This is a genomic window from Ruegeria sp. BHSB196 (genome assembly GCF_059613135.1).
Genome location: NZ_JBXWRY010000007.1, coordinates 1 through 13917 on the forward strand (window position 1 = coordinate 1; position 13917 = coordinate 13917).

The window sequence follows — 13917 nt, forward strand, 5'->3', positions numbered from 1 at the left end:
ATCTGAGCTTTGCGGATGGACGCAAGCGCGCATGGCTCTTCGAGCACGATGTCGTGCAGTGCGAGAAACAGACCGACGATGGTTTTGAAATCACGGTGCTCTGGACACCCAGACAGGAAGCTGCCTTTTCGGCGCTCTAGCCTTCACGCCCCGTCGATCTGGCGCTGAAGCTCTTCGGCATCGAACCAGCCCCTGGACGACACGACCTTGTAGTCCCCATCAAGATCCCATTCCTCCCAACCCCGTGTCACGACGGCATTTCCGGTCTCGGCATGACGGCCTTCCATCGTCCAGACAAAGATCGCGTGATGGCCTGCCTTTCGCATCATGTCGCAGCGGAACTCCAGGTTCGGGAACTGAGCAAACATGCCGCGCGCATGCTCCTTGATTGCGGCGTGCCCCTTGAGTTGCGCGCCGCCGTTCGTGCAGGATTCGCCGTCGGTGGCAAAAAAGCCGGCTACCGCCTCCGGATCGCCCGAACTCCAGGCAATCGCATAGTCCCGCGCAAGATTTTGCAGAACGTCCTGAGCACTCCCCATGTGCTTTCCCTCCTCATATGCGTCGCCCCTGCACAAGGTACGCGAACAGAGGTCGCTCCGTCTATGTCACCCTCTTTCCCGCGCGGCGAATTGCCAATGCCGCCAGGAGCGGGCCGATGACCTCGAACACCACGGTCGCGGAAACCGCAAGCGCCATGAGCGTCGCGCCGTGATCGGGAAACAGCTCGGATGCGATCAGGGCCATGCCGATGGCGACGCCGGCCTGCGGGAGAAGGGCGGGGCCGAACCATGGACGCTCGGTCCTTGGAGTGCGGGACAGGACACCGCCGATCCAGCCGCCCAGCACCCGCGCCAGAACCCGCAGCAGCACGTAGGCAACGATCAGCGGTCCCACGGAAACCAGAGCGACGGGGTCAAGGCTCGCGCCTGCGAGGATGAAGAAGATGACGAGGAAGGGCCATTCCAGATGCTCGATCTCGCGGAAGGCCTTGGTGTGGTGGCGGGCGACGTTCACGATGACAGCGCCCACGGTGATGCCGGTAATCAGATAGGACAAGTCGAGCCACAGGGCGAGACCGGTGGTAAGAAAGACCAGTCCCAATGCCTCGATCCTGAGCGGCTCGCCGTCCGACAGGCGCCCGGTCAGAAGGGCGGCGGGCAGACCGATGGCGAGGCCCAGCAGGATCGAGCCCGCGACCTCGGCCACACCGGCAAGCAGGGTGTGGGCGCCTTGGGTACCGCCGTCCAGCCCGCGCACCAGAACCACGACCAGAGCGAACAGGATGACGCCCCAAGCGTCGTCGATGGCCACGATGCCTTTGAGCGTATGACCGAACCCGCTGTCGGCATCTTCCTGTTGCAGAACGTCATAGGTCGCCGCCGGATCCGTCGCCGTGGCGATCGCTCCGATCAGCAGCGCCGCACTGGCGGACAAGCCCATGGCCCAAAGGCCACCTGAAACGATCAGAAAAGTTGCAAGGACGACCGACAGGGAAATCACGAGGATGGCCCGGCCATGCTTTCGCAGGTTGGCCAGCGACAACTCGCTGCCAAGCAGAAAGGCGACCATGCCCAGAGCCAGGACGGAAACGACCGGATACAGATCCTGCACCGCTTTGGGGATCAGATCCGCCCCGGCAGTGCCCGTGATCACGCCGCACAAAAGCAGCAGGGTCACGCGGGGTAGGCGGGTGCGCCGCCCCACGTGATCGACGGCCAGCCCGGCCAGAAAAAGCAGGCCGAGGACGATCAGGGCGACCGGATCGACCTCCATCGGTCAGCGCGGTTGAAGCTGGGTTACGCCGACGGCGGCGGCACGGGCCAGATCGCCGTCCAGCGACATCGGGATGTATTCGCCGCGCCGCCAGAGTTGGGCCAGGTCGTCGTAGTGCCGCGACAGGAAATGGCCGGATTGACCGGTGGACGTGATGAAAACGGAACTGTCGGGATCGGCAAAGTCGTAGACGCCGCGATACCCGGCGCCATGGACATTCTGAAACGGATCGGGGTCTTCGCCCGATGTCCGGCCGCGTTGCAGGGTGTTGTCGCCGCCGCTGGTGGATTGGCGGATATTGACGAAATACCGCAACACCGGCACCGAACCCAGCACGGGGTGGTCATGGGTCGCCTGGTGGGCATCGCCCCAGCGAAGGGATTCCAGTGATCCGCCGTAATTCTCGGCAATCCAGATCAATGCATCATCCAGCGCCAGCCGGGCCATGTCGGTGCAGGTCTCGACCGGTGCACTCTGCCGGACATCGCACCAGACCGACGCGCCGTCGATGTCCCGATAGACACGTTCGATGAACAGCGGTTCGACATGCTTGAATTCATCCGCCAGCGGACCCAGCTCATCCGCGATCAGCCGTTTCTGCAAGGCCCGGATCCAGGCGGCATAGATCAGGGGTTCGGGCAGATGCTCGTTCATTTCGCCGTTCCACTCCGCCAGCAGGGCCAGTGCGATCTGGCGCTGGCGTTCGGGGGTGCCTTCGGGGGCGGACTCGCCGGTAAACCAAAGGTCGGCGCCGATCAGAGGCAGTAGGGATCGCGCGGTGAAACTCACCGGATCCAGTTGCGCCTCGATGAAACTGTCGCGGGTGTGCACCTCGCGGTCCTGCATCAGCTTTTCCCATCGATGCACGCGCTGCGTGTCACCCCAGACAAACGACACATGATCGGGAAACGGACGGTCCACGATCTTGTTGTTGGTATTGCCAAGCAGGCCGCCAGGCGGGGAGACGAATTCCGGGTTCTTGTCATACGGCATCCGCCCCTGCCAGCGGTTTTCCGCGCGCCAACCCTGGCTGGGCAGGCGCCCCTGGCTCTGGTGCCTGGGATCGCGCTGGGGCATCGCGCCGATCATCTTCATGGCGATGGTTTCCCGGTCCGCCAGAGACAGGTTCTGCGCCGGCGCGATGAAGGATTCGGCAGCCCTGATCGCCTCGCGCACGTTTCCGGACCTCATCAACGCCATCGATGCGGTCATCGAGGTGTCGCGCGGGCTGAGCACCGTCCAGGCCAGTGAGATCACGTGCCCGGGCGGGGTGATGGTTTCCAGCCCGTAATGGCTGCCGGGCAGGACGGGGCCGTTCTCGGTCCAACGCAAGGTCAGCGTGATCGGCGGCGCGTCCTTGATCTCGATGATCGAGGGGCGCGACTCGAAGGGCTTGTAGCCCTCCGGTGTCAGGTACTCTTCGGGATTGTCGGGGTTGAGCTTTTCGACATAAAGATCCTGATCGTCCAGATAGGCCGATGTCAGGCCCCAGCCCAGCCGGTCGCTGCGCCCCACCATTATGGCGGGCACGCCGGGGATCGACCCTCCGATCACCCCGCCGCTGGCCAGTTCAAGCCGGGCCAGATACCAGATCGCGGGCGCCGTGAATCCCAGATGCGGATCGTTGGCCAGCAAAGTCCCGCCGCTCGCGGACCGGTTGGGCGCGGCGGTCCAGGCGTTGGAGGCGCCGGCGAGACCGCGTTTCGGAAAAGGCGACAGCGGATCGCCGGGCATCGGATCGCTGTCCGCAAAACGGGGAAGTCCGGGGAACATCGCCGCGTATTCCGGCAGCGCCGCCGTTCCGGGACCGGGAACATCGGGCAGAATGTCGGCCAATCGGGCAGGGTCGTCGAGCATCAGCGAGACGCGGGCGCGCAGAACTTCTTCTTCCAGATGCCCGGACAATTGCAGACCCATCAGCTTGATGATGGCCAGGCTGTCGCCGGGCCGCCACGGCGCGACCGGCACGTTGAACAGAAACATTTCAGGCGCGCCACGCCCCAGTGCCTCGTCATTGATTTCCGCAAGCCGGGCGTTGACACCGTCGGCATAGGCCGTGAGCGCTGCCTTGGTGTAGTCGTCCTGAACCTCGACCGACTGTTGCGCCGCGCGATAGAGGTCCAACCGTCGCAACAGCTTGTCAATCGCGACTGTACGCGGGCCGAAAATTTCGGATAGCCGCCCCTGCGCGGTCCGCCGTAGCATGGTCATCTGCCACAACCGGTCCTGCGCATGGGCATAGCCCAGGCCAAAGAATACATCCGGGTCGTCGGCACCGAAGATGTGCGGCACATTCGCGTGATCGCGAACGATCTCGACCGGTGCGCTCAGCCCCTCGACCTCGACGGTCTGGCTGTAGTCGGGCAGCGACTGGCTGGCGAGGAAATAGACCAGAACCACAGCGGACAGCACGAGCAGGATCAGTCCCGCCGCGATGCGCATCAGCCAGCGAAAGAGAAGCCCCATATGCCTACCGTCCAGTTCCTGAGGTTGCGACCCGCGCGGAGATTAGTGGAAGCGCGCCGGAACCGGAAGGGGAGTGGATCTGAAGATTGCTTCACCTGCGCGTCGGCGGCCCTTGATCCGGCGATCAGGGGCCGCGGCACAGGCAGCCTCCCGGCAGGTTCGTCACGGAATGATGCGGGTGTATTTGGTGCCTTCCAGCGATGCGCCGATCTGCAGCCCCGCCTGCCCGAAGATCGCGGCGAGGACAGGCGACAGCAGCGTGTTGGTGTCCGCGGCAAGGGTCTCGCCCTGATCGCTGACGACATAGCCGATATCGGCGCCGGCGGTCCAACCGCTGGACCGGCGAAAGTCGTTCAGCGCGTCCTGCGTCATGAAGAACAGAACATGCGCATATTGCTGCGCCCCGATCTGGAACCCGGCGCTGCCCTTGATGGCGGAGTAATAGTCGACCGTGGCGCCGTTGATCCGCAGGGCGCCACGACCGTAGCCGCCGCCGAACATGAACCCTGCTTCGGTGACAAGCGGCATGACCAGCATGCCGGTGGACTTTTCGGCGATTTCGACCGTGTTGGGGTAACGCGCGAACATCTCGTTCAGCGTCGCGTCCACGCGGGCGTCGATCGTCGCCGCGTTGCTGTTGCCGACACCGTTTCCACAGGCCGCGGTCAGGGTCAATCCGGCCATGCCAAGCGCAAAGCCGCGACGGGTCAGTCGGGGGGTGTTGGAACTGCTCATGTCTCTTTTCTCTGTATTCGTGCCTGAAAAAGCCGGGTTGTCCCGCTCTTGGGGCAAGAATACGCCGATTGTCGCGGGCTGTCACGGGAAAGCTGGCGGATTTTGCCCGGCCATCGGCGAATTGTCGCGGGGAACGGACCCCTTATCCGTTCAGAAGCCGCGCCGCCGCCGGGGCGAAATAGGTCAGGATGCCGTCGCATCCCGCGCGTTTGAAGGCCAGCAGGCTTTCCAGCATGACCTTTTCGCCGTCGATCCAGCCGTTCTGCGCCGCCGCCTGGATCATCGCGTATTCGCCCGAGACCTGATAGGCATAGGTGGGAGCACCAAAGCTGTCCTTGACGCGCCGGCAGATGTCGAGATACGGCATTCCCGGCTTGATCATCACCATGTCGGCGCCTTCGGAGAGGTCGCGTTCGATCAACCGCAGCGCCTCGTTCGAATTGGCCGGATCCATCTGATAGGTCTTCTTGTCGCCGGTCAGCGCGCCGGACGCCCCCACGGCATCGCGGAACGGTCCGTAGAAGGCGCTGGCATATTTTGCGGCGTAGCTGAGGATCATCACGTTGTGGTGGCCGGCGGACTCCAGGGCCTGCCGCATGGCGCCGATGCGGCCGTCCATCATGTCCGACGGGCCGATGATGTCGGCCCCGGCGTCGGCCTGGGCCAGGGTCATCTTGACCAGCGCCTCCACCGTGGCGTCGTTCACGATCTCGCCATCGACCACATAGCCGTCATGACCGTTGATGTTGTACGGGTCCAGCGCCACGTCTGTCATCACCGCGATTTCGGGAACGGCGTCCTTGATCGCGCGGATGGCCCGATTGGACAGGTTGTCCGGATTCCACGCCTCGGCGCAGTCTTCGGTCTTGAGGGCCTGATCGGTGTAGGGAAACAGGCAGATGGCCGGAATGCCGAGCGCCCGCGCCTCGACCGCGGCCTTGGCGATCAGATCGACCGACCGGCGAAAGACGCCGGGCATGGAGGGCACCGGCTCTTCCACGCCTTCGCCGTCGCGCACGAAGACCGGCCAGATGAAATCACTTGGAGACAGGGTGTTCTCCCGCACCAGGCTGCGTATCGCCTCGGATTGTCGGGCACGGCGCAGGCGGGCGCTGGGAAAGGGGGCGACGGTGGGTTTCATGGCGTGCTCTCCTTGCACAATCTGGCATTGAGTGGCATGAATTCTCCCCGGTCTCAAGGGTACCAAAGGCCGCGCGGCCTCGATAGAACGCCAACGGGACAGACAGGAAAAGGGTTACGCGTTGGACTGGTATTCCTCGATCTTCGAACTCATAGATATGCGGAGTTTCTCGAATCTGTGGTTCTGGATCGTTCTGGCGGTCGTCTGGTCATCGGCCAGTCACTGGATCCTCGGAGTGCCATACGACATGATCCAAAGGGCGCGGCGCATGCGCGGGCAGGCGGAAACGGATTTTCTCGACATCGTTCGGATCAACGTGAATCGGATGCTCTATATCGTCGAATTGTCGGGGGTCTGGCTTTTGGCGATCATTTGCTTTCTGCTGACGATGCTCGCGACACTGGGGTTCTATTATGGGGTCGAGTTCGCGCAGGCGGTGTTTCTGCTGGCCTTTCCGATGTCGCTGGTGGCGCTTTTGAACCTTGCGCTGGCCAGGCGGGTGCGGGCGTCGCAACCGGAACTGGAGACGGTGGCGAAGCTGTTTCTGCGCTGCCGCCTCTACACCCAGTTGCTTGGGATGGTGTCGATCTTTGTAACCTCGTTGTGGGGCATGTATCAGAACCTCTCGATCGGTGTGCTCGGCTAGTGGAATCGCAGAAAGGTCAGGACATGAAGGCTCCGAACCACGTGACAGTCGGCGGCGCCCCGGAGGGGTTTGATGCGCAACTGATCCTGAACGAGATCGCCCGTTCGGACGGGCCGGTCTGTCATGTGGCGCGCGACGACAAGCGGATGGAGGCGATGCGCGCTGCGCTGGCCTTTTTTGCGCCCGACATGCCGGTGTTCGTCTTTCCCGGCTGGGACTGTCTGCCGTACGACCGGGTGTCACCCAACCCGGAAATCGCGGCGGCGCGGGTCGCGGCCCTGGCCGCGCTGGTGCATCAGATGCCGGCGCGGTTCGTTCTGCTGACCACGCTCAACGCGGCGACCCAGCGCGTTCCGGCGCGCGATGTGATGCGCGAGGCCGCATTCACGGCACGGGTCGGTCACAGGATCGACGAAGACGCCCTGCGCGGCTTTCTGGTCCGCATGGGGTTCAGCCAGAGCCCGACCGTCATGGAGCCGGGAGATTACGCGATCCGCGGCGGCATCATCGACATCTTTCCGCCGGGCGACGGCGGGCCGGTGCGGCTGGACTTGTTCGGCGACGTGCTGGACGGTGCGCGCCGGTTCGATCCGGCCACCCAGCGCACCACCGAAAAGCTTGAGACCGTCGAACTGGCGCCGGTGTCCGAAGTCATTCTCGATGATGCCGCGATCACCCGGTTCCGGCAGAACTATCGAATCGAGTTCGGAGCCGCCGGAACCGACGATCCGCTGTACGAGGCGGTCAGCGCCGGGCGCAAGCATCAGGGGATGGAACATTGGCTGCCATTTTTCCATGAGCGGCTGGAGACCCTGTTCGACTATCTGCCGGGGGCGACGGTCACGTTGGACGATCAGGTGACTCCGGCGCGTCTGGCGCGGTGGGAGAGCATTGCCGATCAATACGAGACCCGCCGTCTTGCCTTGGAGAGCCGTTCGCGGATGGACACGGTCTACAAACCCGCGCCGCCCGCCTTGCTGTATCTCGACGATGCCGCCTGGACCGATGCGGTGTCGGATCGCCGGGTCATGCAGTTTCACCCTTTGCCGCAATCGACCGGTCCCGGCGTGATCGACGCAGGCGGGCGGATCGGCCGCAACTTCGCGCCGGAACGGCAACAGGAAAACGTCAGCCTGTTTGGCGCACTGGCCGCGCATGTCTCGGCGAAACTCGAAAAGGGACCGGTTCTGATCGCGTCCTATTCCGAAGGCGCGCGGGAGCGTCTGACCGGCCTGATCGAGGATGAAGGTCTGGCCGAGGCGATACCGGTCCGGGACGGCACCCGGATCGGCAGACGCGGTCTGCATCTGTCGGTCTGGGCGCTGGAACACGGATTCGAGACACCGGACCTGACGGTGATATCGGAACAGGACGTTCTGGGCGACCGCCTGATCCGGCAGCCCAAGAAACGCCGCAAGGCCGAGAACTTTCTGACCGAGGCGCAATCGCTCAGTCCCGGCGATCTGGTGGTTCATGTCGATCACGGGATCGGGCGCTATGGCGGCATGGAAGTGATCACCGCCGCCGGCGCCGCGCATGAATGCCTGCTGCTGGAATACGTGGATCAGGCGAAACTTTATCTGCCGGTCGAGAATATCGAGCTCCTGTCAAAATACGGGCATGAGGAAGGATTGCTCGACCGGTTGGGCGGGGGCGCCTGGCAGGCCAAGAAGGCCAAACTCAAGGAGCGCATCCGCGAGATGGCCGACCGGCTGATCCGCATCGCCGCCGAACGCGCCCTGCGCAAGGCGCCGGTCATAGACCCGCCGCCGCATGCCTGGGAAGAATTCTGTGCCCGCTTTCCCTATCAGGAGACCGAGGATCAGCTGCGTGCGATTGCCGATGTGATGGAGGATCTGCACTCGGGCGTGCCGATGGATCGGCTGATCTGCGGCGATGTCGGATTCGGCAAGACCGAAGTCGCCATGCGCGCGGCCTTTGTCGCGGCCATGTCCGGTTTGCAGGTGGCGGTCATCGCGCCTACGACGCTGTTGGCGCGGCAACATGCGGCCTCGTTCAAGGACAGGTTCCGCGGGTTTCCGCTGCAGGTGCGGCAACTGTCGCGGTTCGTTTCGTCCGGCGAGGCGCAACGGACCCGCGAGGGGTTGGCGAACGGGACGGTCGATATCGTGATCGGCACCCATGCGCTGCTGGCCAAGGGGATCCGGTTTCAGAACCTCGGCCTGCTGATCATCGACGAAGAACAGCACTTTGGCGTCGCGCACAAGGAAAGGCTCAAACAGCTGCGCTCGGACGTTCACGTGCTGACTTTGACTGCAACGCCGATTCCCCGGACGCTGCAATTGTCGCTGACCGGTGTGCGCGATCTCTCGATCATCGGCACACCCCCGATCGACCGCCTTGCCATCCGCACCTATGTCAGCGAATTCGACGCGGTCACGATCCGCGAGGCGCTGTTGCGCGAACACTACCGGGGTGGGCAGAGCTTCTATGTCGTGCCGCGGATCTCGGACCTGCCCGACATCGAAGCCTTTCTGAAGGAACAACTGCCCGAATTGACCTATGTGATCGCGCATGGCCAGATGGCGGCCGGGGAACTCGACGACCGCATGAACGCCTTCTACGACGGCAAGTACGACGTTCTGCTGGCCACCACGATCGTGGAAAGCGGGCTCGATATTCCCAGCGCGAACACGATGGTGGTGCACCGCGCGGACATGTTCGGCCTGGCCCAGTTGTATCAGATCCGCGGGCGGGTGGGCCGGTCCAAGACACGGGCCTATGCCTATCTGACGACCAAGCCGCGCGCGCGCCTGACGCCCGCGGCCGAAAAGCGCCTGCGCGTTCTGGGGTCTCTGGATACGCTGGGGGCGGGGTTCACGCTGGCCAGCCAGGATCTGGACATTCGCGGTGCGGGCAACCTGCTGGGCGAAGAACAGTCCGGCCAGATGCGCGACGTGGGCTACGAACTCTATCAATCCATGCTGGAAGAGGCGATTGCCAAGATCAAGGCCGGAGAGCTGGAGGGGTTGTCGGATGCCGACGACCAATGGGCGCCGCAGATCAATCTGGGCGTTCCGGTTCTGATCCCCGAGGAATACGTACCCGATCTTGACGTAAGACTGGGACTCTATCGCCGTTTGTCCTCGCTTTCGACCAAGGTCGAACTGGAAGGGTTCGCGGCCGAACTGATCGACCGATTTGGCAAGCTGCCAAAGGAAGTGAACACGCTGCTGCTCGTCGTGCGGATCAAGGCGATGTGCAAACGCGCGGGCATCGCCAAACTGGACGGCGGTCCCAAGGGGGCGACGATCCAGTTCCACAACGACAAGTTCGCCTCGCCCGAGGGGCTGGTGGAGTTCATCCAGAACCAGGGTGGTCTGGCCAAGGTCAAGGACAACCGCATTGTCGTGCGCCGGGATTGGAAGAAGGACAGCGACAAGATCAAGGGCGCGTTCGCTATCGCCCGTGATCTGGCCGAAAAGGCCACGGGCGCGCGCAAACAGGTCCGGGCCTGAACCGGAAGCGGGGCGGCTCAATCCCCGGTGACAAAGGTGCAAAGCTGCCAGTCGCCGCCTGACGATTTGGCAAACGCGGCGCGATAGCCCACCATCGACCAAAGATAGTCGCGATGCAGAAAGCCCTCGGCGCCATCGGTCAACCGGACCTGCTGATACTCACTGTCCGGGTCGAAGTCCGGCGCGAACACGATCTCGTGGCTGATCAGATCCAGAGCTTCCGCTTCGGGGCTGGCACCGGCCCGCAAGATGACCCGTGTGCCGGTCACGAAATAGGCGTCGAAGGGATCCACCGAAGCGGGCAGCCGGATCTGCCACTGGTACGGCATCCAGAACTCGCCCTCGTCGTCGAAGTAGCCGGACGCTGCCAGGGTCGTTTCCAGGGCCGACCAGTATTCTTCGCGCAAGACGTCCGCTTCGTCGCGAAACGCCTCGGACAACGTTTCCGGTGGAAGTGTCAGGTTGAGGCGAAATTCGTCCGGGCCGCCGGTGCCGTCGTGGCTCAGGTAGATGTCCGGGCAGGCTGCCGCAACCACGGCTTCGACATCGCGTGCCGCGACCGCGGCGCGCAGCGCCTCGCGGACCGCAACCAGGGTCGGATCTCTGCCAGCCTCGTCCACCGGGGGAAAGCTCTGCCGGTCCGCCAAGACCGGGCTTGCCAAGGCAGCGGTCGCCAATGCCAGAACCCACTTCACTCGGCGGCCTCCATGGCGGCCTGCGCACAGAAACAGGACGCGCCGACCGCCCGGTCGGCCCGCGCCAGCGCCAGGTCGAAACGTTGCCCGACTTGTACGATTTCAATGTCTTCCCCGCGCTTCTTCAAGCAATCGTGGAGACCCTTGAGGCTCCAGACGTTGTCGGGGTGGATCGACGCCCGGCTGAGGTTTCCGCCAAGGCCGAGGTCTTCGCGATAGACGGCTTCGGCTTCGGCCACATGGCCCTGTTCGAACAGCAACGCGCCCAGCGCGTGGCGCGCGGGCTGCATCCAGCCCCAGGGCTCGTCATAGGGCAGCGCATCGTCCAGCGCGACCGCACGGCGGAGATGCGTGAAGGCTTCGTCGTAATTGCCCTTGCGATATTCGATCTCGCCCCGCAGCATCGCTTGCGCGATTTCGAGCAGGTCAACGACGCGGTTGTTGTGCAGCAGCCGGGTTTCCGGAACCCGAGCCTTGGCCTCAAGAAAGAGGGTTTCCTCGGCTTCGGCCCGATCAATATGCCCGGTCGCCGCAAAAGCGATGGCGCGGGCATAGCGCGTGTTGGCGGCAAGGGTTCGGAACAGGTCGGGGTCTTCGGGCATCTGCAGCGCCATCGCCTCCTGCCATCGGCCGAAGCGGATCAGGATATGCGGCCCCATCGCCATGTAGCTTTCGAAGTAATCCGCCATTGGCGGGCTCTCCATCCGCAGCATGTCCTCGGGCGTCGTGTCCCAGATGCCCTGGTTGGCGCGCAGAGCAGGCTCGATCTGGCCCAGAAACAGTGCGCCGTAGATGACGAAATGGTAGTTGTGCTGGCGGTAGCCGGTATAGATGTTGAACGCGCCCTCACGCTCGAAATACTTCAGATCCGCTTCGACCGCCTTTTCGTTCCAGTACACGACGTTGTGGTAGTGGCCGCACTGAACGTCGATATGGGTCGGCATGTGGACCAGATGCCCGGCATCGGGAACCAGTGTGCGCAGGATGTCTCCGGCCTTGAGCGCTTTTTCAGGGGTGGGCGACATTTCCATCAGGTGGACATAGAGATGCAACAGGCCCGGATGGGCCATCGCCGCCGGGTCGTTTGCCATCGCGGATTCCAGAACCTTCTGCGCCTCGAGCGTGGCCGCGCCATCGGCCGGGGCGCCGGTTCTGAGATCCCACATCTTCCAGGGCGTGAGGTTCAGCAGCGCCTCGACATGGATGGTGCGCAGATCCAGATGGTCCGGCACCTTGGCGAACGCCGCGCGCATCGCATCAGCGAAGTCTCGATCCCAGGCATGCATGTCATCGACCGGGTCGCGCTGCGGATAGCGGGCGGGCAGGGCTTCGATCAGCGCCCTTTCGGCGGGTGTACAGCCTTCGGCAAGGGTCAGCGCCTTTTGCGTGGCGTCAAAGGCCGTCGCCAATGCCCTGGCGCGGCCCTGTTCGTCCCGCAATTCCCACGGAAGGTTGTAGTTGGGTCCGGCGGCGTAGGCGATTCCCCAATACGCCATGGCGCAATCGGGGTCATGTTCGGCGGCGCGTTGAAAGCAGGCGACCGCTTCGTCGTGATTGTACCCGTAGGTCCAGACGAGCCCCCGGTCAAACCAGAGTTGCGCCTCGTCCGACCTTGTTGTGATCGGGCAGGTATGCGTGCCGAGGTCATAGTAGTCGGTCATGAAAAGCTGCTCCCCCTGTCTGCGGGGGAACACTAACCGACTTGGCTGCCGCTGGACAGATCAGGCGGGCAGGCGCGCCTCGACCCGTCCCATGTGCAGCATCAGCCCGAAGGCCAGAATGCACATGATCAGAATCCCGTAGGTGAGCGGCGCCATGGACCCGTCGAACAACAAGCCCACGGGCGCGGCGATGGCGGCGGCGCACACGGTCGAGATCGCCCCGATGACCGAGGCCGCCATGCCGGCGATATGGCCCATCGGTTCCATCGCAATGGCGTTCAGATTGCCCAGCGTCGTGCCGGCCATGAAGAAGATCGAGGTTTGCCAGGCGACGAAGACCGCGAATGCAACGTCACCCGGCAGATCGAGCCCGTTCAACGCGATCACCAGCGAGGTGAGGACGATCTGCGCGCCCAGCGTCCAGGTCACGATGCGCCGCATGCCGAGACGTACCACCACCGCTGCGTTAAGCAGGCTGGCGGAACCTGACATTAGCGCCACGAAGGCGAACCAGAACGGAAAGCTCTCGGCCCGGTCGTGAATCACGTCATAGACCGGCTGCACCATGGTCAGCATGGTAAACAGCGTACCCATGCACAGCGTCTGAACCAGGATGGACAGGCGTACCGTGGGGTGCGTCACCATCTCGGTGGCCGCGCTTATCATCAGAGGCAGTCGGAACGGTCGACGGTTTTCGGGCGCCAGGGATTCCGGCAACCGGACGCCCATCCACAGGATCGTGACCAGCGAAAACAGAATGAACGAGACGAAAATGCCGCGCCATCCGGCTATTGCGATCACCCCGGCCCCAAGCATCGGTGCGACCGCCGGGACGAGTGTGAAGATCATCATGGCGATGGAGACGATCCGCGCCATTTCCCGCCCGGAATAGAGGTCGCGCACGATGGCCATCGCCACGACCCGCGGACCTGCGGCCCCAAGGCCCTGGAGGATCCGGGCGGCCAGCACGGTTTCCAGCGAAGAACTGGCCCAAGCCACTGCGGATGCGGCGATGTAAAGACCAGCGCCTGCAAGGATGACCGGCTTGCGCCCGAACGCATCCGACAGGGGGCCGGTGAAAAACGTGCCGATGCCCATGCCCAGAACGAAGGATGTCAGGATCAGCTGTGCCTTGTTTACGTCATCTGGGCTGAGCTGCGCTCCGATCTCGGGCAGCGCGGGCAGCATCGAGTCGATCGAGAATGCGATCGTGGCAAACATCATCGCGATCAACGCGATGAACTCTGCCTTGGACATGCGGTCGGCCATGTATGACTCCTTGTCCACCCGCGCTAGCACGCGCGCAAACACAGAGCCAGAG

General features: G+C 63.7%; 10 protein-coding genes and 1 pseudogene. 3 read left to right on the top strand and 8 right to left on the bottom strand.

From position 1 onward, the window contains the following. Positions 1-140 (top strand): annotated as a pseudogene (locus AC2FNJ_RS06015) (GTPase HflX); the annotation flags it as partial. A gap of 3 nt (positions 141-143) precedes the next feature. Here the strand turns inward: AC2FNJ_RS06015 and AC2FNJ_RS06020 are convergent. The 5 genes from AC2FNJ_RS06020 to hemB all read right to left on the bottom strand — a co-directional run bounded on the left by AC2FNJ_RS06020 (position 144) and on the right by hemB (position 6115). After that, on the bottom strand, positions 144-539 hold the full coding sequence (locus AC2FNJ_RS06020) for an SgcJ/EcaC family oxidoreductase (RefSeq protein ID WP_496763226.1): 396 nt from the start codon (positions 537-539) through the stop codon (positions 144-146). 61 nt (positions 540-600) lie between these two features. Next, positions 601-1773: a cation:proton antiporter gene (locus AC2FNJ_RS06025; protein ID WP_496763228.1), complete on the bottom strand. Its 1173-nt coding sequence runs from the start codon at positions 1771-1773 to the stop codon at positions 601-603. Positions 1774-1776: 3 nt separating this feature from the next. Further along, complete coding sequence (locus tag AC2FNJ_RS06030; RefSeq protein WP_496763229.1) at positions 1777-4239, bottom strand: penicillin acylase family protein; 2463 nt, start codon at positions 4237-4239, stop codon at positions 1777-1779. A gap of 162 nt (positions 4240-4401) precedes the next feature. After that, the gene (locus AC2FNJ_RS06035; RefSeq protein WP_496763231.1) at positions 4402-4974 is read right to left on the bottom strand and encodes a lipid-binding SYLF domain-containing protein; all 573 of its coding nucleotides are present in this window, start codon (positions 4972-4974) and stop codon (positions 4402-4404) included. A 142-nt stretch (positions 4975-5116) separates the two neighbouring features. After that, the gene (hemB, locus tag AC2FNJ_RS06040) at positions 5117-6115 is read right to left on the bottom strand and encodes a porphobilinogen synthase (RefSeq protein WP_496763234.1); all 999 of its coding nucleotides are present in this window, start codon (positions 6113-6115) and stop codon (positions 5117-5119) included. A 121-nt stretch (positions 6116-6236) separates the two neighbouring features. Here hemB and AC2FNJ_RS06045 point away from each other — a divergent pair, with 121 nt between their 5' ends. Together AC2FNJ_RS06045 and mfd are read left to right on the top strand one after the other, a co-directional pair. Continuing rightward, a complete protein-coding gene (locus tag AC2FNJ_RS06045; protein WP_496763235.1) occupies positions 6237-6761 on the top strand; it encodes a component of SufBCD complex in 525 nt (174 codons plus the stop codon). A 23-nt stretch (positions 6762-6784) separates the two neighbouring features. Beyond that, positions 6785-10240 (top strand): transcription-repair coupling factor, encoded by a 3456-nt coding sequence (gene mfd, locus AC2FNJ_RS06050; protein ID WP_496763236.1) that lies wholly within the window; start codon positions 6785-6787, stop codon positions 10238-10240. A gap of 17 nt (positions 10241-10257) precedes the next feature. Here mfd and AC2FNJ_RS06055 read toward each other — a convergent pair whose 3' ends face one another. From AC2FNJ_RS06055 to AC2FNJ_RS06065, 3 genes are read right to left on the bottom strand one after another with little or no spacing between them, the layout of a single operon-like run. Then, positions 10258-10935, bottom strand: a complete 678-nt coding sequence (locus AC2FNJ_RS06055; protein WP_496763237.1) for an SH3 domain-containing protein — start codon at positions 10933-10935, stop codon at positions 10258-10260. Beyond that, the gene (locus AC2FNJ_RS06060; protein ID WP_496763239.1) at positions 10932-12596 is read right to left on the bottom strand and encodes a hypothetical protein; all 1665 of its coding nucleotides are present in this window, start codon (positions 12594-12596) and stop codon (positions 10932-10934) included. Before AC2FNJ_RS06060 ends, AC2FNJ_RS06055 begins: the two co-directional genes overlap by 4 nt. 60 nt (positions 12597-12656) lie before the next feature. After that, on the bottom strand, positions 12657-13865 hold the full coding sequence (locus AC2FNJ_RS06065) for a multidrug effflux MFS transporter (protein ID WP_496763241.1): 1209 nt from the start codon (positions 13863-13865) through the stop codon (positions 12657-12659). Positions 13866-13917: the final 52 nt, after the last annotated feature.

Excerpts from the sequence above, each read along its gene's own strand:
- mfd (WP_496763236.1), top strand. The coding sequence starts at position 6,785 with ATGAAGGCTCCGAACCACGTGACAGTCGGCGGCGCCCCGGAGGGGTTT.
- AC2FNJ_RS06065 (WP_496763241.1), bottom strand. The coding sequence starts at position 13,865 with ATGGCCGACCGCATGTCCAAGGCAGAGTTCATCGCGTTGATCGCGATG.
- AC2FNJ_RS06020 (WP_496763226.1), bottom strand. The coding sequence starts at position 539 with ATGGGGAGTGCTCAGGACGTTCTGCAAAATCTTGCGCGGGACTATGCG.
- AC2FNJ_RS06025 (WP_496763228.1), bottom strand. The coding sequence starts at position 1,773 with ATGGAGGTCGATCCGGTCGCCCTGATCGTCCTCGGCCTGCTTTTTCTG.
- AC2FNJ_RS06030 (WP_496763229.1), bottom strand. The coding sequence starts at position 4,239 with ATGGGGCTTCTCTTTCGCTGGCTGATGCGCATCGCGGCGGGACTGATC.
- hemB (WP_496763234.1), bottom strand. The coding sequence starts at position 6,115 with ATGAAACCCACCGTCGCCCCCTTTCCCAGCGCCCGCCTGCGCCGTGCC.
- AC2FNJ_RS06060 (WP_496763239.1), bottom strand. The coding sequence starts at position 12,596 with ATGACCGACTACTATGACCTCGGCACGCATACCTGCCCGATCACAACA.
- AC2FNJ_RS06035 (WP_496763231.1), bottom strand. The coding sequence starts at position 4,974 with ATGAGCAGTTCCAACACCCCCCGACTGACCCGTCGCGGCTTTGCGCTT.